Here is a 20458-nt window from a genome sequence, read left to right on the forward strand (position 1 = left end):
ATGCGCCGCGTCGTCGTCACCGGCCTGGGCATCGTCTCGAGCATCGGCAGCAACGCCGCCGAGGTCACCGAGAGCCTGAAGGCCGGCCGCTCGGGCATCGAGTTCGTGCCCGAGTACAAGGAGCGCGGCTTCCGCAGCCAGGTCGCCGGCACCTTGAAGGTCGACGTCGAGAAAGTGGTCGACCGCCGCCTGCGCCGTTTCATGGGCGACGGCGCCGCCTTCGCCTGGCTGGCGATGAAGGAAGCCATCGCCGACGCCGGCCTCGACGAGGCCACCATCAAGTCCGAGCGCACGGCACTGATCGCCGGCTCCGGCGGTCCCAGCACCAAGGCGATCGTCGAGGCCGCCGACACGGCGCGCGAGAAAGGCCCCAAGCGCGTCGGCCCGTTCGTCGTGCCCAAGGCGATGTCGAGCACGGTGTCGGCCAATCTCGGCACGGCCTTCGGCGTGCGCGGCCCCAGCTACTCGATCAGCTCCGCCTGCTCGACCTCGGCGCACTGCATCGGCAATGCCTACGAGACCATTCTGCTGGGCAAGGCCGACGTCGCCTTCGCCGGCGGCGGCGAGGAGCTCGACTGGCGCCTGTCGGTGCTGTTCGACGCCATGCCGGCGATGTCCGCGGGCTTCAATGAGCAGCCGACGCGCGCCTCGCGCGCCTACGACAAGGACCGCGACGGCTTCGTGATCTCCGGCGGCGGCGGCATCGTCGTGCTCGAGGACTACGAGCGCGCCCGCGCGCGCGGCGCGAAGATGTACGGCGAGATCGTCGGCTACGGCGCCACCGCAGACGGCGCCGACATGGTGGCGCCCTCGGGCGAGGGCGCGGTGCGCTGCATGCGCATGGCGCTGGGCGGCTCGGGCCACAACCGCCCGGTCGACTACATCAACACGCACGGCACCAGCACGCCGGTGGGCGACATCACCGAGCTCGACGCTATCCGCGAGGTCTTCAAGGACCGCCTGCCGACGGTGAGCTCGACCAAGTCGATGACCGGCCACAGCCAGGGCGCCACCGGCGCGCACGAGGCGATCTACACGCTCCTGATGCTGCAGCACGACTTCATCGCGCCCTCGATCAACATCGACAATCTCGATCCCGGAGTCGGCGACTACCCGATCGCGCGCGCGCGCGTCGACGACGCGGGACTCGAGCGCGTGATGTCCAACAGCTTCGGCTTTGGCGGCACCAACGCGGTGCTGCTGTTTCAGAGGGTCGGCGCATGAGCCCCGATTCGGTCAGTGGCGCATCGGCGGCGGACGCCGCGGGCAGGGCCTCGGGCCTGATGACCGGCCGCCGCGGCCTGATCATGGGCGTGGCCAACGACCGCTCGATCGCCTGGGGCATCGCCAAGGCCTGCCACGCCGCGGGTGCGGAACTCGCCTTCACCTACCAGGGCGACGTGTTCGGCCAGCGGGTCAAGCCGCTGGTCGGCAAGCTCGGCGCCAAGCTCGTGCTACCGGCCGATGTCGAGGACGATGCCAGTCTCGACCAGCTGTTCGAGACCCTGAAGAAGGAGTGGGGCCGGCTCGACTTCCTCGTGCACGCCATCGCCTATTCCGACAAGGACGAGCTCAAGGGCCGCTACGTCGACACCAGCCGCGCCAATTTCCAGCGCAGCCTGACCATCTCCTGCTTCTCGCTCACCGACCTGGCGCGGCGCGCGCAGCCCCTGATGACCAACGGCGGCAGCCTGATCACGCTCACCTACAGCGGTGCGCGTCACGTGATGCCGAGCTACAACGTGATGGGCGTCGCCAAGGCCGCGCTCGAGGCCAGCGTGCGCTACCTCGCGGCCGACCTCGGCCCGCACAGGATCCGCGTCAACGCCATCTCCGCGGGTCCGATGCGCACGCTCGCCGCCGCGGTGATCGGCGATGGCCGCTACGTCTATCGCACGACGCGCGAGGTGGCGCCGCTCCGCCGCAACATCGACCAGGCCGATGTCGGCGGCGCCGCGCTCTATCTGCTGTCGGATCTGTCGGCCGGCGTTACCGGCGAAGTGCACCACGTCGACTCGGGCTATCACGTGATGGGCATGGCGCCGCCTTCCGCGGCTGCCGGCGGCAACGGCGAGGAATAGGCGACGGGGCCGCGCGAGAACGGCCCGGGATGTGCTGAGGTGAGCGACAGCGAGGCGATCATGCCGGCGCACCCCGCGCCGGCGGCGGCTGCCCCGGCGGCATCCGCCGCGCGGCGCACGCGGCCGAGCTTCGACGAGGCGACATCCTTCCTTGAGGGACGCAGCGGCGTGCGCCTGCGCTCGCTGGTGCAGATCCGCTGGATCGCCGTCGCCGGCCAGGCGGTGACCGCGGGCACGGTGCATTGGGGCCTGGGCTTCAAGATGCCGGTGCTGTGGGTGTTCGGCGCCATCGGCATGTCGGCGCTGCTCAACCTGATCTTCGAGATCGGCCGGCCGACCAGCACGCAATTGCGCGACCGCGAGGCGGCGGTCTTCCTCGGCTTCGACGTGCTGCAGCTCAGCTTGCTGCTCTATCTCACCGGCGGCATCTCCAATCCCTTCGTGCTGCTGCTGCTGGCGCCCGTCGCCGTTGCCGGCTCGAACCTCTCGCGCGGCAGCGTGGCGGTGCTCAGCGGACTCACCGTGCTCTGCGCCGGACTGATCACGCTGTTCCACCTGCCGCTGCCCTGGGACGGCCCGCCGCCGGTGCTGCCGCCGATCTTCGTCACCGCGGTGTGGCTGGCCGTGACCTTGTCGATCGCGCTGATCGCGCTCTACACATGGCGGCTGGCCGACGAGAGCCGGCGGATGGGCGATGCACTGGCCGCCGTGGCCGCGACCTTGGCGCACGAGCAGCGCATCTCGGCGCTGGGCGCGTTGGCGGCGGCGGCGGCCCACGAACTGGGCAGCCCGCTGTCGACGATCTCCGTGGTGAGCCGCGAAATGCAGCGCGAGGTCGAGCCGGACGACCCGCTGCGCGAGGACGTCGACCTGGTGGTAGACCAGGTCGAGCGGTGCCGGACCATCCTCACGCGGCTGAGCGTAGATCCGGTGGGCGACGTGTCGGACGCCTACACCGTGGTGCCCGTGCCGGCGCTGGTCGAAGCCGCCGCCGAACCCTGGAACGACGGCAAGGTCAGGATCGCCTTCGAGGCGACGCCGGCGGCGCCCTCCGCACCGCAGGTGGCGCCCGTCATGGTGCGCGGCCCAGAGTTCTTGCAGGGTGTCGGCAATTTAGTCCAGAACGCCTGCGGCTTCGCCAAATCGACAGTGCTGATCACCACGCGCTGGACCGCGGCCTGGGTCGAGATCGCGGTCGAGGATGACGGGCCGGGCTTCCCGGACACCTTGCTGGACGAGCTGGGCGCCCCATTTCTGTCAACGCGCGATGGCACAGACGGCCACATGGGCCTGGGCGTGTTCATCGCCAAGACCTTGCTGGAACGGACGGGCGCCACCGTCCGTTTCAATAACCGCCCGCAATCCGCGGGTGGCGGCGCCCGGGTCACGGCGCGCTGGAAGAACCCGGTGTTCCGGTCTACTTAAGGGCTGCGGGCATTCGCTCGACGGCAGCGTTTGAGAGCGTAGCAGGGGAAGCATCGTGGCCAACCGCGACGACAAGCCCGGCGCGGCCGCAACAGCGGCGGATGCCGGGGACGACTTAGAGCGCAGTCTGTTGATCGCCGACGACGATCTGGCGTTCCGCACCCGGCTGGCCCGCGCCATGGAGCAGCGTGGCTATGTCGTCACCGCCGTCGGCTCGGTGGCCGAGGCGCTTGCCCAGGCGGCGACGCCGCCGGCCTACGCGGTGGTCGACCTGCGGCTGGGCGACGGCAATGGGCTGGAGATCGTCGGCCCGCTGCGCAAGGCGCGACCCGACATGCGCATCGTCGTGCTCACCGGCTATGGCAACATCGCCACCGCGGTCGCGGCGGTGAAGGAGGGCGCAGTCGACTACCTGTCGAAGCCGGCCGATGCCGATGCCATCGAGCAGGCGCTTGTCGCGCACGGCAAGAAGCTGCCGCCGCCGCCCTCCAATCCGATGTCGGCCGACCGCGTGCGCTGGGAGCACATCCAGCGTGTCTTCGAGCAGTGCGATCGCAACGTCTCGGAAACGGCGCGGCGGCTCAACATGCATCGCCGTACGCTGCAGCGAATCCTCGGCAAGCACGCGCCCCGCGAACAGTAGGTTTTCCGTCGTCGTCCTGAGCGCAGCGAAGGACCTTGCGGCATCGCGGACAAGCGACAAGGGCGCCGGGATTGTCCGGCGCCGCCGTCATCAGTGCCTTTGATCGCTGGATCCTTCGCTGCGCTCAGGATGACGGGCCGCGCCCGTCAACTCGGGCTGAGCGATGTCGGGCTCGACGGCTTGGGCGTGACCTCGCCAGTCGGTGTGCGCGTCTGCGTCACGCGGCCCGAGGGCAGCCCGGCCAGCGCGCGGTCAATCCTCTCTTGCTCCTGCAGGCAGATCGAGTCGGAAGCCACGGCACCCGGCGCAGCGGCGTCGAGCACGAAGGACGAGGGCTGGTCGGCCGGCTCGACGATCACGGCGCCGACCTCGATGCCGGCGGGGAAGCCGAGCGTCAGCTGGCCACGAGCGCTGTCGGTCTCGAAGACGATCGCCGGCGCGCTGCCTGGCAGCAGATTGGCCGCCGCTGTCGCCTCGGCACGGTCGCTGCCGCTCAGAACGCCGCGCTGCAGCCAGCGATTGGGCGCCACGCCCAGCACTTCGAGCACGCGGCCGTTGACCTCGAGGCTCGCACCGAAGGGCAGGCGCATCGCCAGGGCGCGCTGCTGGGTCGAGCCGAGCAGGATGACGCGCAGACGACCCGGCGGCACCGGCGTCTTGAAGCCGCGCACCTCGTGCAGCGAGTCGCCGGTCAGTACATAGCCGTCCGCATAGCGCTCGCCGCGCGAGCCGCCCATCAGGCGGCCGTCGCCGGGCACGATGGGGATGGCGCCCGCCGAGGGCTGGGTACCGCGCGGCTGGAAGTCGAAGGCCAGCGAGCCGGCCGGCACGTTCCAGCGCTTCACACCGGTGGCGGCGATCGGATAGGCCGAGCAGACGTTGGTCCTCGCCATGCGTGCCACGTCGTGCGACGGCGACTGGGCCACGGACGCCGCGCCCAGCGTTTGGCGGCCGGTCTGGCATTCGCCATTGCGGCAGCGCTCGTCGATCGCCTCGAGCAGGCGGATCGCACGGTCGCGCGCGTGGGTGCGATTGCCGAAGGTCGGCGTGTGCTCGCCGCGGATGAATTCGTCGGCCTGCTGGCGCCAGCCGGCATCGTTGCGCGCCGCGCCCTCGACGATGTCGCGGATCTCGCCGTCCGCTGTCGCGGCAGCGATCTGCGGCGATTGCGCAGCAGCGTCGACAGCAACGGCGACAAGGGTGGAGCAGGCCAGGAAAAGGGCAGAGAATCGCATTTGGCTCAAAATTCACTTCAATATCAGGATTCATCTTATTGATTTTGCTGAGAAATTGCAATGTCATAGTCGTTGAACACAAAAGTCCTTATATTTCAGCGCACTATATCTCGACTCTTCATCCCTTGCGGCGATTCAGGGTCCGTTTCGGAGCGGCCAAAACGACAACGGGCCGGCAAACTGCCGGCCCGTCGGTCGCGAAGGGGGTTGGATCGATCAGAAGAACTTGCGCGGGATGTCGACGGTATCGCCCGGCAGCAAGGGCGTGTCGGCCTTACCCTCGAGCTTCTCCCCGCCGCGGAAGATGATGGCGCTATCGACGCTGGCGCGACGCTCGTAGCCGCCGGCCATCGCGGCCGCACCGCGTACATCCAGGCCCGAGGCGAAAGGATAGCGGCCCGGCTGGCGGACCTGACCAAGCACGGTCACGGGCCGATAGCCCACGACCTGCACAGTCACCCTGGGTTCGCGCAGGATGCCCTGGGAGAACTTGGCGCGGATCTCGTCCTGCACCTCGCCGACCGTGCGGCCGGCCGCCGAGACCTCACCGATCAGCGCGACGACGATCTTGCCTCCGGCATCGACCTCAAGGTCGCCCCCGAGGTCGGATTGGCCCAGCACTACAACCTTGACCTTGTCGCCGACTCCCAGCTTGTAATCCATGCCGCCGACCGCACCCAGCCTGTCGGGCGCGGGCTTGCCGGGGCCGCCGCCGCTCGAGGACTCGCACGCGCTCACCGCGAAAGCCACGAGGCCGCACAGCAACATTGTCAATAGAGGACGGAAGAAGCTTGTCACGATCATACCATCCCACAGCGGTTCTCTACTCCGCGCGGGACGGTATCACAGTTGTCCGCCAAGCGTCAGCATGTAGCGGTTGTCGTTGTAGTTGAAGCCCGCAACGCTGGAGTTGCGGCGTTCGTGGATATAGCGCGGCCCGACGAAGACCTGCGGAATGATGAAGTACTTCGCCCCGATGTCGAAGGTGTAATAGTTGTCGGTGCGCGTGAGCGGGCTGGCGTAGTCGTATTGCTGCCAGGCGAAGCCGGCGTCGAACAGCACCTCGTCGATCGGCAGGTAGCCGACGCGAAGCTGCACCCCGGTGTTGACGGCGTTGCCCGAGGCGACGCCGGCCAGCGCCGTGCGGTATTCAGTGACGCCGCGGCGGCCCTCCAGCTCGATCGAGATCGTGTCGGTCGGGTTCCAGTACAGGCGGGCGAGCGCCGACAGGCCGGAGATCGGCGCCAGGCGCGGATCGCTGAACTTGCGGCGGAAATAGCCGAGGCCAAGTTCCGCCGTGATCGTCTGCGTGATGTCGTAGGCGACGCCGGCGCGAATGTCGAAGCCATGTGAATTGCGCTGGAAGCCGAAGGGATCGGTCTGCTGGTCGTAGCGCACCCACTGATACGACGGGTCGATGAATACGGACAGTTCCGGCGTGATCTTGTAGCCGATACGGCCGCCGAACTCGAAGCTGTTGTAGTCCTGGTTGATGCCGCCGTCGCCCTGGACATACGTCACACGCTGGAAGCGCGGCCCGAAGCGGACGTAGAGCGGATCGCCGTTGTAGGTGACCGACAGGCCGGTGGTGAACTGATGCACCACCGAATTTATGCCCGGACCGACCGAGCCCGGCTGGCCGCGGCCAAGCCGGATGCGCGCGAATTCGGCCTCGCCATTGACTGCCAGTTCATCATTGATGTCGAAGCGACCGCGCGCACCGACCTGGAAGGCCTCGTAGTTCTCGCTGCTGTTGGAGGCCAGTCGCGCCAGCTCACCCAGGGCATAGAACTGAAAGGCGTGCTCGTCCCAATCGCTGTCGACGGTCACGCCGGGACGCACCCGGAACACAAAGTCGCTGACGCGATTGGTGTTCGTGCGGAAGATGTTGTCGTCGTATTCGACATCCAGGGCCAGGCGCGGATGGACGATGAAGCTGCCGACCAGGAGACCCTCGAGCTGGTCGCTGCGCGGCCCGCGCAGCACCGAGGCCTCGCGCGCCGACAGTTCCTGGGCCCGACCCGCTGACGTGGTGCGGGCGCCGGGCGCCGTCGGCTGAGGCGTGCCGGGTCGCACGCCCGGTTGCGTAGCCGGCTGCGTGCCGGGCTGCGTCGTAGTGGTGGTGGTCGTCGTCTGCGCCACCGCAGTGGCGATCCACATCGCTGCCGCGAGGCCAAAGGCGACGGCTGCGGTGCCCGAGGTCATCGAAAGACCGCGCAAGAGCCGGGATGTCGAGCACATGGCTTAGCTCTTGCTCACGGGCGGCGGAGGCGGCGGCGGGGGCGGCGGCGGCGGCACGTTGCGCGGCGGCGGCGCCGACTGCGGCAGGGCAGCCAGCTCGCGATCGAGCCTCTCGCGCTCGCGCAGGCAGGTATCATTGGACAGCACGCCGCTGCCGCGCGCCGTCGAATCGAGCACCAGCGTCGAGGGCAGGTTGGCCGGCTCGATCAGCACCGCGCCCAGCTCGGCGCCCTGCGGAAAGACAAGCTCGAGCACGCCCTGGGTATTCTCGACCTCGAAGATGATCGAGGGTGCGCTGCCGGGCAGGATGTTGTTGGCGACGAAGACCTGGTCAGGCGTGCCGGTCGCCAGCGCGCCGCGAGGGATCCAGCGATCGGGACCGGCGGCGACGATGTCGTAGGGCAGGCCGTTGGCGGTCAACGTGCGCCCGAATGGCGAGGACAGCGCCTGCGCCAGAGGCCGCTTGCCGCTGATCAGCGAGACGCGCAGCAGGCCATTGGGCGCCGGCACGCGGAAGGAGCGCACGTCCAGCAGCGAGTCGCCGGAGGCTGGATAGGCGTCGTTATAGCGTACACCGCGCTCACCGCCGGTGATGCGCGAGTCGCCCGGACGAATCGGGATCATGCCGGGATAGACCGGGGCGCGCGGCGGATCGAAATCGAACGCCTGGATGTTGCGCGGCACCGTCCAGCGGCGGACGCAGACCGTGTCGATCGGATAGGCCGCGCAGACCGCGCCGCTGGCGATCTTGGCGACATCCTGCACGGCCGCTGCAAGACCGCCTGGGCCGCCGGGCGTGCCCGGGCTGCCCGCCGCGCCGCAGCCACCACTGCGGCAGCGCTCGTGCAAGGTCTTGATCAGCTGAACTGCACGGTCCGTGATCTGGGTCCGATCGCCCGCGCCAGTATTGCCGATCAGGTAGTCGCGGACCTGCGACCGCCAGTCGCCGTCATTGCGGGCGATGCGATCGACAAGCTGCGGTGACTGCGCAGCAGCGGTACCGCACAGCAGAGCCGGCACCAGCAGCGCGGTGAGCCAACCCGGGAGAATGTGGCGGAAGGAGGTACCCATGAAATCGCTTCCTGAAAATTCTTTTGGACAAAATTCGCCAAACGATTCCTAGTCCTTATAGCAAACCAGCATTCCGAGTAACACAGATTTTTGCACGTCGCGGTACGAGACCCTGAACGAAACGGGATCGATCGTCGAAAAATCGTCAATCTGACGTGATGCGCCTTCCGTCTGCGACTCCTCGTCGCGTTCAGTCGAAATCAGACCGTTCATGCAGCTTCAGGGTGATTCCGCAGGCTATTGATATTAGACGGATTTCTTGCCACAATGGACTATTCGGCAATGGTCCCTGCGACAGGCGCATGGTACCGTGACAGGAAGTTGCACGGATACCGGGAATAGCGCGGGCGCGCTGGTGGCCGGCACCGTTCGGTAGCCCGTCCCACCGCGTCGCTGAGGTTGCTTGCGCATATGGCTCCGCCTGACAGATCGCACGGCCATCCCCCGGACGCAGCAGATTCGGCGCAGCCGGTCAGCCCCGCGCCGGGCGAGCTGCCCGCGGCGGACCCGCGGCCGGGACGCCGCATCGATACCCTGCTGCGCTGCGTGCTTTATGTCGCCCAGCAGATGGGCCGCCCGGTCAGCGAGGCGGAACTGCGGGCGCTCTGCCCGATCCCCGAGCACGGCCTCGACGAGCCGACCGTGCTCCTCGCCTGCTCCCGCCTCGGCTTCAAGGCAGCGCCGGTGACGACGGATGCCGCGACGCTCGCGCGTCTGCCGACGCCCTTCATTCTGGTCGGCCCCGGCAACGCGCCGTCGATGGTGGTGACCGCGCGCGACGGCGAGCACTTCACCGCTCTCGATGTCGTCGAGGGCAAGGTGCGCACGCTCGACGCGCGCACCATCGCCGGGCTCACCGGCCGGGCCATCGTGCTCAAGGAAGTGCCGCGCGAGGCACGCAGGCGCGACTGGAAGGCGCTGCTCTACGAGCGCGTCCGGCCGGTGCTGGGCGAGCTGCTGGTGTCGTCCTGCGCCATCAACATCCTGGCGCTGGCCACGCCGCTCTTCATGATGGTGATCTTCAACAAGGTCATCGGCCAGGGCAGCCCCGACACGCTGGCGACGACGATGGTCGTGCTGATCGTCGGCATGTCCGTCGTCTACGCCTTCGACACCCTGTTGCGCATCCTCCGCGGCTACATCTCGAGCAACACCGGCGCGCGCATCGACGCGCTGATGTCGGGCGAGGTCGTGCGCCATCTCGTGCACCTGCCCTACCAGCATTTCGAGAAGACGCCATCGGGCGTGATCGCCGAGCGGCTGCGCCAGCTCGACACGCTGCGCGCCTTCTTCACCGGCCAGATGCCGGCCCTGATCATCGATCTGGGCTTCGTTTTCATCTATCTGACCGCGATCTACCTGATCAACACCATCATCGGCGTCTTCGTCACCCTGATGATCCCGGTGTTCATCGGCATCTCGCTGCTCACGCATCGCGCCCAGAAGCGCTACATCGACGAGAACTTCAACGCGCTGGCGGCCAAGGGCTCGGCGCTCAACGAGACCGTCAACAACGCCGGCACGATCAAGGCGCTGGGACTGGAGAGCGAGATCGAGCGGCGCTGGCGCGAGCGCGTCGCGCGCTCGGCCTGGACCAGCTTCAAGGCCAACAACCTGGCCAACGTCGTCGGCTCCTTCACCGGTGCGCTGCAGATGTTCGTCTCGCTGGGCGTCATCCTGATCGGCACCTGGGAGATCACCAATCAGCTGATGAGCATCGGCGCGCTGATCGCCGTCAACATGCTGGCCGGCCGCGCGCTGGCGCCGATGCGCCAGGTGATCTCGGCCTGGCATACGCTGCAGGCGGTGCGCGCCGCCTTCGCGCGCATCGACGAGATGATGCAGGTGGCGCCCGAGATCGAGCCCGGCCAGCTGGCGCCGATGCCGCCGCTGCAGGGCGAGATCGTCTTCGAGCGCGTCTCGTTCCGCTACGACGACGGCCCGCCGATCCTGCACGAGATCGACCTGCGCATCGAGCCCGGCACGGTGATCGGCATCATCGGCCCCTCGGGCTCGGGCAAGACGACGATCTCCAACCTGCTGCAGGGTCTCTACACGCCGACGTCGGGCCGCGTGCTGGTCGACCGCACCGACATCGCGCATATCTCGCCGGCGCAGTTGCGCGCGCAGACCGGTGCCGTGCCGCAGGACGTGCAGCTGTTCTCCGGCACGGTGCGCGAGAACATCGCCATGGGCGTCGCCGACAAGGATCCCGGTCGCATCGTCGCCGTCGCCAAGTTCGTCGGCGCCCACAACTTCATCCAGAAGCTGCCGCAGGGCTACAATACCGTGCTGAGCGAACGCGGCGGCGGCCTCTCGCAGGGCCAGAAGCAGCTGCTGTGCATCGCCCGCGCCCTTATCCGCAATCCCCGTATTATCGTGCTCGACGAGGCGACCAGCGCGCTCGATCCGGCGACCGAGGAGCAGCTGCTGCGCACGTTGCGCACCAACGCGCGCGGCCGCACCATCGTCATGGTCACGCACCGCCTGGCGCCGCTCGCCATCGCCGACAAGGTGGCGCTGGTGATCGACGGCCGCATCGAGCGCATCGGCCCACCGACCGAGGTGATGGCCTATGCCCGCATCCGCATGGCCGAGGCCAGCCGCGCCCAGCCCGGCGCCCCCTCGCCGATGAGCCCAGGCTCCAACGTCGCCAGCCTGGTCGCCAGCGGCGGCCCGCTGGCCGGCGGCTGAGGAGGATCGCGCGATGGTCGAGGGCGCGAGACTGGCGAACGGGGCACGGCGGCCGACTCGCGACGAGCCGGATGGCGGCGCGCGCCAGGCGTCCCAGGCGCCCTCGGCTGCATCCGCCGCGCCGGCGAAGCCGGCGGAGAACGCGCTGGCCCGCGTCTTCGCCGAGGCCCGCCTGCCCGGCACGCCGCGCTCCAGGGTCGAGGATTTCCTGCCCGATATCGAGGCGATCACCGAGCGCCGGCATTCGCCCTACATCAGCTGGACGATCTATGCCGTCGCCGGCTTCATCGCCGCGGCGATCCTGTGGATGACGGTCTCGATGATCGATCAGGTGGCGACGGCTCCGGGCGTCATCAGGCCCGCCGGCAAGGCCAAGACCGTCAGCCATCCCGAAGGCGGGCGCGTGGCGCGCATCTTCGTCAAGGATGGCGATCAGGTTCGCCAGGGCCAAGAGCTGGTGGCGCTGGACGCCGATCAGGTCGACCAGGAGATCAGCAAGACGCGCACGGTCTATCTGACGCTGTCCGGCGAGGTGGCGCGGCTCGAGGCGGAAACCGCCAGCCCGTCGACACCGCCGATCTTCCCGGCGGCACTGTCGGACGCCCCGGCGGTGATCGCCGATCAGCTCAATCTGTGGCGTGCGCGCCAGTCGGAGCTGCAGGCAAGGCGCACCGCGGCGGATTCGGTGATCGAGCAGACGCGCGCACGGGTCCTGTCGCTGCAGAACCGCATCAAGACCCTTGAGGAGACGGTGGCGATCCTGGCCCGGCGCGAGTCGGCGCTGCGCGGCCTGGTCGGCCAGCAATACTTCCCCGAGCTGCAGTACCTCGGCGTCAAGCGCGACCTCGTCATCGCCCAAGGCGAGCTCGCCTCGGCGCGCGAGGAGCTGAAGAGCGCCGAGCAGACTTTTGCCGAAGCGGCCGGGCGGCGTTCCATCGTCGACCGGGAATGGATGTCGGCGGCGCTCAAGCGGCTCGGCGAGGCGCGCGCCGAGCGCGACCGTGCGCTGGGCGGCGTGGAGCAACAGCTGGCCCTGAGGCGCAACCTGGTCCTGCGTGCGCCGATCGACGGCATCGTCAACGGCCTGCGGCTGACCAACCCCGGCCAGGCGGTGCGGCCCGGCGAACTCGTGGTCGGCGTCGTGCCCTCGGGCGAGGCTCGGCGCATCGAGGTCGAGATCCGGGTCACCAACGCCGATATCGGCCTGATCACACCCGGCCAACCCTGCACCGTGAAGCTGCAGACCTATGACTGGATCCGCCACGGCGCGCTGGCCTGCCAGGTCACGCATATCGCCGCCGACGCCACCGCGCCGGACCCGGCCGTCAACCCGCAGGCTGCGGCCACGACGCAACCTTATTTCGTCGTCCTGGCCTCGATTGACCGCGACTACCTGGGAGAGGACCCCAAGCGAAACCGGGTGACCCCCGGCATGACCGCGACCGTCGACCTGCACATAGGCCGCCGCTCGATCATGGGATACTTCACCGACCGGCTGTTCTCGACCGTCGGCGGCGCCCTGAAGGAGCGATGATCACACGACATCATCACGCTACGAATTGCGGTCACAGGAATGCCACACCCCACAGATTGTAGGTGCGAACGATCCGGAATGAAGTGACAAGGGCTTTGAAATTTCTTTGTTTTAGAGTAGTTTAGGACATGTTATTTAGTGATTCTTGTTGCATGATTCGCCGGACGTCCCGGCCGCAGGGTGGTCCTAGTCCATGGCGAACGTGACGCGCCTGCAAACGGCGTACAGCAACCTTCCCGTCGAAGCCCCGCCGTCTGTTTCGCAACAGCAGCCGCAGGGCGATCCCTCGCCGTCGGTATCGGTCCGCAACATCCTGGGCATGCTGCGGCGCCACAAGCTGCTCATCGGCGGCGTGGCGCTGATCGGCACCACCATCGCTTGGCTGATCGCCAACCAGCTGACCCCGGTCTACCAGGCCCAGGCCGACATCGTGATCGAGGGCAGCACCGACACCTCGATCATCAACCCCAACCAGGGCGCCGGTCCCCTGGACGTCAACATGGAGGCCGAGGCGGCCAAGCTGAAGAGCGAGACCGCCGCGCGCATCTCGGTACGGGCGCTGAACCTGATCGAGCACCCGCTTTTCAACCCCGATCTCGCGCCGCCGCAGCAGGGCAAGTTCAAGGCGCTGTTCGCGCCGCTCCTGAAGCTGGTGGGCGCCGGTGGCGCCGCGCCGCCGTCGCGCCTGCCGCCCGAAGAGGTCCGCCGTCGCCTCGAGGCGATGCCGCCGGACCAGAAGGATCCGTTCTACAACCAGATCGCCGGCGCCTGGGCCGCCGGGCTGTCGACCGCGATCCCGATGTACTCGCGCGTGATGAGCGTGCGCTACCGTTCGTCCGATCCGCAGCTCGCCGCGCAGTCGGTGAACCAGGCGATCCGCACGTACATGGATCAGCAGACATCCGACAAGAAGCAGGATGCGCTGGAGCTGATGCGCTTCCTCAGCACCCAGACCGAGACTGCGCGAAAGGCGGTGGTCGAGGCCGAGGGCAAGCTGGCCGAGTTCCGCGCCGCCAATCAGATCTACGACACCGGCGATGCCTCGACGCAGACCAGGCAGCTGATCGAGCTGCAGGCGCAGCTGCTGTCGGCCGAGAAGGAACTGCGCGAGAAGTCGGCGCGTGCCGACAACGGCATGCTGCCCAACGACACCACGCTGCTGGGCGAGCTGGCCAGCGCCGAGAAGCGCGTCGCCGAGCTTGGCGCGCAGCTCGGACCGACGCATCCCGCCATGGTCAGTGCCCGCCAGCAGCTGGGCGCCGTGCAGGCCCGCGTCAATGCCGAGCGCGGCCGCGTCATCGCCAACCAGCGCCGCGAGCTCGAAGCCACGCGCATCTCGGTCGACAAGCTGCGTACCGAGGTCACCCGCCTCGAGGAGCAGATCAAGCGCCAGACCGTGAACCTGGCTCAGCTGCGCACGCTGCAGACCGAGCTCGACACCCGCAAGCAGTACTACCAGGCGTTGCTGTCGCGCTTCCAGGAGGTCAGCCTCACCGGCCAGCAGCAGCGCAAGTCGATGGCGCGGCCGCTGAGCGATGCCGAGACTCCCAACTGGCCAGTGGCGCCGCGCAAGGACCTGATCGTGCTGATGGCCTTCGTCGCCTCGCTGGCGCTGGGCGTCGCGGTGGCCATCGTCATCGAGCTGATGGATTCCGGCTTCCGCTCGATCCACCAGCTCGAGCAGATGACCGGCGTGGCCGCGCTGGGCATGGTGCCGTTCCAGTCCGGCCGCCTGCGGCGCAACGCCAAGCCGTGGATGAACATCGTCGACAAGCCGAACTCGGCCTACTCCGAGGCCTTGCGCACGATCCGAACCGGCATCCAGCTGTCCAGTGCCGACCACCCGCAGCGCACCGTCGTGGTCACCTCGTCGGTGCCTGGCGAGGGCAAGACGACGACCTCGCTGTCGCTTGCCGCCGCCTCGGCCGCGTCGGGCGCGCGCACGCTGCTGATCGACTGCGACCTGCGCCAGCCCTCGGCGCACAAGAACCTCGGCGTCGAGAACGAGGCCGGCCTGGCCGAGTTCCTCTCGGGCCAGCGCAACCTCGAGGAGCTGGTGCATGTCGAGCCGCGCACCGGCCTGTACTACATCCTCGCCGGCAAGCGTCCGCCCTCGCCCACCGACCTCCTGGGCTCGCTGCGCATGCGCCGCCTGCTGCAGCAGCTGGGCGACGCCTTCGACCTCGTCGTGCTCGACACGCCGCCGGTGCTGGCGGTGTCCGATGCGCTGCTGCTGGTGCGCCAGGCCGATACGACGATCTTCGTCGTGCGCTGGGAGAAGACGCGGCGCGATATCGCCTCGACCGGCGTGAAGATGGTCTACGAGGCCGGCGCGCGCCTGTCGGGCATCGTGCTTACCCAGGTCGACCTGCGGCGCCACGCCCAGTACGATTACACCGACAGCGGCGTGTACTACTACCGCGGCTACAAGAAGTACTACGGCGAGTAGCCGCCACCTTCGACGCAGTCCGTCATGGCGATGCCCACGAACCGTATCTCGCTGGTTTCCGACGTGCGGCCAGACAGCCGCGCGCGGCGCGGCCGGCGCGCCGGACCCGAGCATCTGCGCCACGCATTGTCGCTGCCGCTGGGCGTCATCGCCGTGGTCGGCGGCCTGGCGCTGGGCGCCATGGCGTTGCCGCACCTCTTCGCCGCCATCGCCGTGCTCCAGGCGCGACCGCTGGTCGAGCGTTATGTCGCCGGCGAGCGCGGCCTCAACCCCGTCAATATCGCGCAGGCCGCCGAGCGGCTGGAGTTCGCGCTCGACCTGGCGCCGGATGCCGACTCGGCGCTGCTGCTGGCCGATCTGCGGCTCTGGCAGGCGCGGCGGGCCACGGACGTCACGATCATCGAGTCCCATGCCCGCCAAAGCGTCGATGCCGCCAGGATCGCGGTGCGCAGCGCGCCGGCCCATCCCGCGGCCTGGACGGCACTGGCCGAAGCCCTCGAGGTGCTGACCCTGGGCGATCCGTCGGTGATCGGCCCGCTGTCGCGCGCCCTCGAGGTAGCGCCCTACGACCCGAGACGACGCGACGCGCGCGTCGAGCTGGCCCTGCGCCACTGGCAGGCGCTGCCGGCGAAGGCGCAGCGCGCCGCCGGACCGCCGATCGTCGCCATGGCGCGGGCCGACATTGACGGGCTGGCCAGGCTCGCCAAGCGGAACCTCGGTCTGGGTGCCGTGCGCGGTGCGCTGGTCGACGATGCGGAGCTGGCGCGGCGCTTCGACGCCACCTATGTCGCGCTGCCTAATTGACGACTTCGCCCCTGTAGACGCCCCAGACGTGGCGGCGCTCGATCCAGCCGATATGGCCGCTGGCCTGCACCCGGCACCAATCGCCCGAGCACGATCTCACCTGGGCGATGACCTCGACGCCCATGCGGGCGACCATGGCGGCGTTGGGCGAGGGCGTCTTGCGCAGCGGCGCGTTGGCGGTCGTGACGATGATGTAACGCCTGCCGGTCAGCAGGCTCTGGTGCACCCAGCCGCCGGCGCCCTGCCAGTCGCGGATCTTGCGCCAGTTCTCGTACTCGCCGACGATCTCGATCGGCATGCTCCTGCGCTTGAACTCCCAGTCGATGGGATAGCGGACGCCGGGGCCGGTGCGCACGTTGGTCTGCTCGGCGCGCACGCTGGCGAAGCGCGGCACCGGCAGGCCGGTGCCCTTGCGCAGCGGCGGCGGGTGGGCGCCGCCCGACGTCGCGACGGCCTGGGCGAAGGCGGGAAGGCCGGCGATCGCCAATAGCGCCGACAGGGCCAAAGCCCATCCCGACCGTCTGAACCGCGCGCTACGCCTCATCCGCAACTTATATCGCAGCGCCGGCTTTCCTTCCACCTGTCAAAGCCCGGATAAGAGGCGGATTCGGCATGGTTTTTGCGGATCGGCTGCGTCCGGGAGCCAAACTGGACAAGCTGCGCGGGGCTTTGCTATTGCCCCGCCTTCGGGGGTCGCTGGAGCCATCATGGCCGTTTCGCCAAAGAAGCCGCTCGTCATCGTCACGCGCAAGCTGCCGGATGCGATCGAGACGCGCATGATGGAACTGTTCGATACGAGGCTGAACGCCGACGACAAGCCGATGACGCAGGCCCAGCTGATCGAGGCGGTCAAGACCGCCGACGTGCTGGTGCCGACGGTGACCGACCGCATCGATTCGCGCGTGCTGTCGCAGGCCGGGCCCAAGCTGCGGCTGATCGCCTCCTTCGGCACCGGCGTCGATCACATCGACCTCGATTCCGCCCGCCAGCGCGGCGTGGTGGTGACCAATACGCCGGGCGTGCTGACCGAGGACACTGCCGACATGACCATGGCGCTGATCCTCGCCGTGGCCCGCCGGGTCGGCGAGGGTGAGCGTCTGGTGCGTGCCGCGAAATGGACCGGCTGGGCACCCACGGCGATGCTGGGCGCGCGCATCTGGGGCAAGCGGCTGGGCATCGTCGGCATGGGCCGCATCGGCCAGGCGGTGGCGCGCCGCGCCCGCGGCTTCGGCATGGCGGTGCACTACCACAACCGCCGCCGCCTGCACGCCGACATCGAGAAGCCGCTCGAGGCGACCTTCTGGGAAAGCCTCGACCAGATGCTGGCGCGCATGGACATCGTCTCGATCAACTGCCCGCACACGCCGGCGACCTATCATCTGCTCTCGGCGCGCCGCCTGAAGCTGATGCGGCCCAGCGCCATCATCGTCAACACCGCGCGCGGCGAGGTGGTCGACGAGAACGCGCTCACCCGCATGCTGCGCGCCGGCGAGCTGGCCGGCGCCGGGCTCGACGTCTTCGAGCACGAGCCGGCGATCAACCCCAAGCTGGTCGAGCTCGACAAGGTCGTGCTGCTGCCGCACATGGGCTCGGCCACGCTCGAGGGCCGCATCGAGATGGGCGAGAAGGTCATCATCAACATCAAGACCTTCGTCGACGGCCACCGGCCGCCGGATCGCGTGCTGGCAGCGATGTTCTGAGGTCGCTTCCTCCTGGGAGCGCCGGCGTCCCGCCGGCCTCATGGAAGAGCCGGCGAGACGCCGGCGCTCCCAGCAAGGCAGACAGACCTCACTCCTCGGTCCCCGGCAGCGAGGTGCGTGCTTCCAGCACGTCGCGGGTGGCGCGGCTGACCTGGGCGCCGAGCAGCACGATGATCGCGGTATAGTAGATCCACACCATGACGGCGGCGACGCCGCCGGCGGCGCCGAAGGCGCTGGCCATGTGGGTGACGCTGAAATAGTAGACGATCGCCCAGTTGCCCAGGGCGAACAGCCCGGCGACGATCGCGGCGCCGTAGAGCGCATAGGGCCAGGGCACGACAACGTCGGGCAGCGCCTTGTAGATCACGGTGAAGAATGCCGCGACGGCGCCGTACTGCAGGGCGCCCGACACCGCGGGGCCGATCCACTCGCCCAGCATCGGGAAGGTCTTCAGCGCGTCGGCGTAGGCGCTGAGCAGCAGGCCGGCCAGCAGCACCACCAGGAACAGCACGCCGATCGCCGTCATCATCACCAGCGCCAGCAGGCGCGTGCGCAGCTCGGCGATCACCGGGTGGCGCCGCCAGCCGCCGGCCGGCTTCCAGATGTGGTCGAGCGCGCTGTCGAGCTCGACGAAGACCGCGGAGCCGGAATAGAGCAGCAACGCCAGGCCGACCGCCGCGACCCAGCCGCGGCCTCGGAACAGGCTGGTGTCGGCGAAGCGGCGCAGGATGTCGAGGTTCTCGGCGCCGATCACCGTGGCGATGGCGTCGAGGATGTGCTGCTGCGCCATCAGGCGGCCGACCACCGGCTCGGCAATGGCGACGCTGAAGATCAGCACCGGGCCGAGCGAGAAGATCGTGTAGAAGGCGATCGCCGCAGCCATCGAAGTCAGGCGGTTATCGACGAAGCTGCGATAGGTGGCGAGGAGGATGTCGAGCAGCAGCTTTAGCAGGCGGTTGTCGACGCACGCCCTGCAGACCGCGAAAAACAGATCCTTCGTGCGCCGCCACAACATGACGCCAGCCTATCACGCCGCCTTCGAATCGATGCGCGGCAGATGGGCGATGGCGTTGGCGTAGTAGGCCAGCAGCGGCCGCTCCGTCGCCGCCGCGGCGTAGAGTCCGTCCTCGCTGACAAGCGCCAGCCGGCGCAGGGTCAGCATGCGCAAGCCCACGTGGATGGCATAGTCCCGATCGCCGCGCGGCAGGTAGATCCTGGCGCCGGCGGCACCCAGATCGTCGAGCAGAACGGCGCAGCGGCCCTTCAGTTCCAGTTCGTCGATCGGCTCCTCCGCCTCGAGCAGCACAGTCGACACCAGCGACACCGACAGCACCGGCACGACCCTGCCGATGCCCTCCATGATGTCGGCCGCCAGCGCGCCCACCGCCTCGAAGCGCTTTTCCTTGTCGAGCGTGCGCAGATCGCCGCCGAAGCGCTCGGCGGTGCGCGCCAGCCAGGCGCGCGTCGAGATCGGCGTGCCGAAATTCACGCAGGCATAGCCGAAGCTGTACCAGCGCCCGCGCAGCATCTGACCGAAGTTGCGCGCGGCGAAGCGCAGCGTGGTCTTCAGCGCAAAGCCGGCACCCAGCCGCGGCGCTTCGGCGTCGCCGGCGCGCAGCTGGGTACGGTCCTCCAGCACGCGGTCGTAGTTGATGCCGACGGGCACGAAGACGATGTCGCGTGCGCCCTGCGGGTCGAAGGATTTCAGCGCGTAGTCGACCAGGCCCAGACGCGGCGGCCGCAGCCTGCCGTCCCTGGTGAGCCCGCCCTCGGGATACATGGCCTGGGCCACGCCGGCCTCGGTCGCCATGTGCACATAGCGCTCCAGCACGCGGCGATAGAGCGGGTTGTTGGAGTTGCGGCGCACGAAATAGGCACCCATCGAGCGGATCAGCTGCTGCAGCGGCCAGATGCGCGCCCACTCGCCCACCGCGTAGCTGAGCGCCGTGCGCTCGGCGGCGAGGAAGGCCACCAGCACGTAGTCCATGTTGCTGCGGTGGTTCATGACGAAGACGATGGTGGCGTCCTGCGGCACCTGGGCATGGGCGATGTCGTCGACGTAGCCCAGCCGCACGCGGTAGAGCGCGCGGGCGAAGGCGCGCGCCAGCGCGTAGCCGACGCGGAAATAGACGTAGGCGTTGAACGCCGGCACGATCTCGCTGGCGTAGCGATGCGCCTCGGTCATCGCCGCCTCGCGCGGGATGTTCTCGGCCTTGGCCTTCTCGTTGGCGGCGGCGACCACCAGCGGGTCGTAGACCAGGCGGTCGACCAGCACCTGGCGGCGCGTGAGCTGGAACGGCTTGATCTCGATGCGCAGCCGGCGGTTGACGCTGTCGATCAGCCGGTTGACGCGACGGCGCAGGAACCAGCGGCCCGAGGGGATCAGCAGGCGGTCGAGCAGCGACCAGGCCGCGAAGACGACGAGCGCCACGAACAGCCACAACGGTACCGAAACCGGCTCGGTCATTCGCCTGTCACCCTCCCCTTTCGGCACCCGTAGCAACCTTCTCTGGAGGGTAGAACAATCGCGTATGGCGAGTCTCATGCCTTCCCCCGCTGGCGGGGAAGGTGGCGCGCAGCT

16 protein-coding genes are annotated in these 20458 nt (G+C 68.7%); 9 read left to right on the forward strand and 7 right to left on the reverse strand.

Annotated elements, in window-relative coordinates; translation table 11 throughout:
• From fabB to KF889_08730, 4 genes are read left to right on the forward strand one after another with little or no spacing between them, the layout of a single operon-like run.
• Complete coding sequence (fabB, locus tag KF889_08715) at positions 1-1224, forward strand: beta-ketoacyl-ACP synthase I (protein ID MBX3499512.1); 1224 nt, start codon at positions 1-3, stop codon at positions 1222-1224.
• Positions 1225-1283: 59 nt separating this feature from the next.
• Positions 1284-2081, forward strand: a complete 798-nt coding sequence (locus KF889_08720; protein ID MBX3499513.1) for an enoyl-ACP reductase — start codon at positions 1284-1286, stop codon at positions 2079-2081.
• Between the two features lie 39 nt (positions 2082-2120).
• A complete protein-coding gene (locus tag KF889_08725) occupies positions 2121-3506 on the forward strand; it encodes an ActS/PrrB/RegB family redox-sensitive histidine kinase (GenBank protein ID MBX3499514.1) in 1386 nt (461 codons plus the stop codon).
• Between the two features lie 55 nt (positions 3507-3561).
• Positions 3562-4149: an ActR/PrrA/RegA family redox response regulator transcription factor gene (locus tag KF889_08730; protein ID MBX3499515.1), complete on the forward strand. Its 588-nt coding sequence runs from the start codon at positions 3562-3564 to the stop codon at positions 4147-4149.
• 146 nt (positions 4150-4295) lie between these two features.
• Here KF889_08730 and KF889_08735 read toward each other — a convergent pair whose 3' ends face one another.
• From KF889_08735 to KF889_08750, 4 genes are all read right to left on the reverse strand, one after another.
• Positions 4296-5384 (reverse strand): hypothetical protein, encoded by a 1089-nt coding sequence (locus KF889_08735; GenBank protein MBX3499516.1) that lies wholly within the window; start codon positions 5382-5384, stop codon positions 4296-4298.
• 216 nt (positions 5385-5600) lie between these two features.
• Positions 5601-6188 (reverse strand): polysaccharide biosynthesis/export family protein, encoded by a 588-nt coding sequence (locus tag KF889_08740; protein ID MBX3499517.1) that lies wholly within the window; start codon positions 6186-6188, stop codon positions 5601-5603.
• A gap of 39 nt (positions 6189-6227) precedes the next feature.
• Positions 6228-7589 carry an outer membrane beta-barrel protein gene (locus tag KF889_08745; protein ID MBX3499518.1) on the reverse strand — a complete coding sequence of 454 codons (1362 nt, stop codon included), beginning with the start codon at positions 7587-7589 and terminating at the stop codon, positions 6228-6230.
• Positions 7590-7628: 39 nt separating this feature from the next.
• Positions 7629-8696: a hypothetical protein gene (locus KF889_08750; GenBank protein ID MBX3499519.1), complete on the reverse strand. Its 1068-nt coding sequence runs from the start codon at positions 8694-8696 to the stop codon at positions 7629-7631.
• A 411-nt stretch (positions 8697-9107) separates the two neighbouring features.
• Between KF889_08750 and KF889_08755 the strand changes: the two genes are divergently transcribed.
• From KF889_08755 to KF889_08770, 4 genes are all read left to right on the forward strand, one after another.
• Entirely contained in the window at positions 9108-11390 is a 2283-nt protein-coding gene (locus KF889_08755; GenBank protein ID MBX3499520.1) for a peptidase domain-containing ABC transporter, read from the forward strand.
• A 13-nt stretch (positions 11391-11403) separates the two neighbouring features.
• On the forward strand, positions 11404-12924 hold the full coding sequence (locus KF889_08760) for an HlyD family type I secretion periplasmic adaptor subunit (protein ID MBX3499521.1): 1521 nt from the start codon (positions 11404-11406) through the stop codon (positions 12922-12924).
• Positions 12925-13117: 193 nt separating this feature from the next.
• Positions 13118-15373 (forward strand): polysaccharide biosynthesis tyrosine autokinase, encoded by a 2256-nt coding sequence (locus KF889_08765; GenBank protein MBX3499522.1) that lies wholly within the window; start codon positions 13118-13120, stop codon positions 15371-15373.
• A 24-nt stretch (positions 15374-15397) separates the two neighbouring features.
• Positions 15398-16177, forward strand: a complete 780-nt coding sequence (locus KF889_08770) for a hypothetical protein (protein ID MBX3499523.1) — start codon at positions 15398-15400, stop codon at positions 16175-16177.
• Here KF889_08770 and KF889_08775 read toward each other — a convergent pair.
• Positions 16170-16721 carry a hypothetical protein gene (locus KF889_08775; protein MBX3499524.1) on the reverse strand — a complete coding sequence of 184 codons (552 nt, stop codon included), beginning with the start codon at positions 16719-16721 and terminating at the stop codon, positions 16170-16172. The genes KF889_08770 and KF889_08775 overlap by 8 nt on opposite strands.
• Before the next feature lie 163 nt (positions 16722-16884).
• On the opposite strand from KF889_08775, the gene KF889_08780 reads away from it, so the two are divergent.
• Positions 16885-17877, forward strand: a complete 993-nt coding sequence (locus tag KF889_08780; GenBank protein MBX3499525.1) for a D-glycerate dehydrogenase — start codon at positions 16885-16887, stop codon at positions 17875-17877.
• Between the two features lie 88 nt (positions 17878-17965).
• On the opposite strand, the gene KF889_08785 is transcribed toward KF889_08780, so the two are convergent.
• Both KF889_08785 and KF889_08790 read right to left on the reverse strand, forming a co-directional pair.
• Positions 17966-18892, reverse strand: a complete 927-nt coding sequence (locus tag KF889_08785) for a YihY/virulence factor BrkB family protein (GenBank protein MBX3499526.1) — start codon at positions 18890-18892, stop codon at positions 17966-17968.
• A 12-nt stretch (positions 18893-18904) separates the two neighbouring features.
• A complete protein-coding gene (locus tag KF889_08790; protein ID MBX3499527.1) occupies positions 18905-20344 on the reverse strand; it encodes a 1-acyl-sn-glycerol-3-phosphate acyltransferase in 1440 nt (479 codons plus the stop codon).
• Between the last annotated feature and the right edge of the window lie 114 nt (positions 20345-20458).

The organism is Alphaproteobacteria bacterium, from assembly GCA_019635875.1.
GTDB lineage: Bacteria > Pseudomonadota > Alphaproteobacteria > Reyranellales > Reyranellaceae > JAFAZJ01.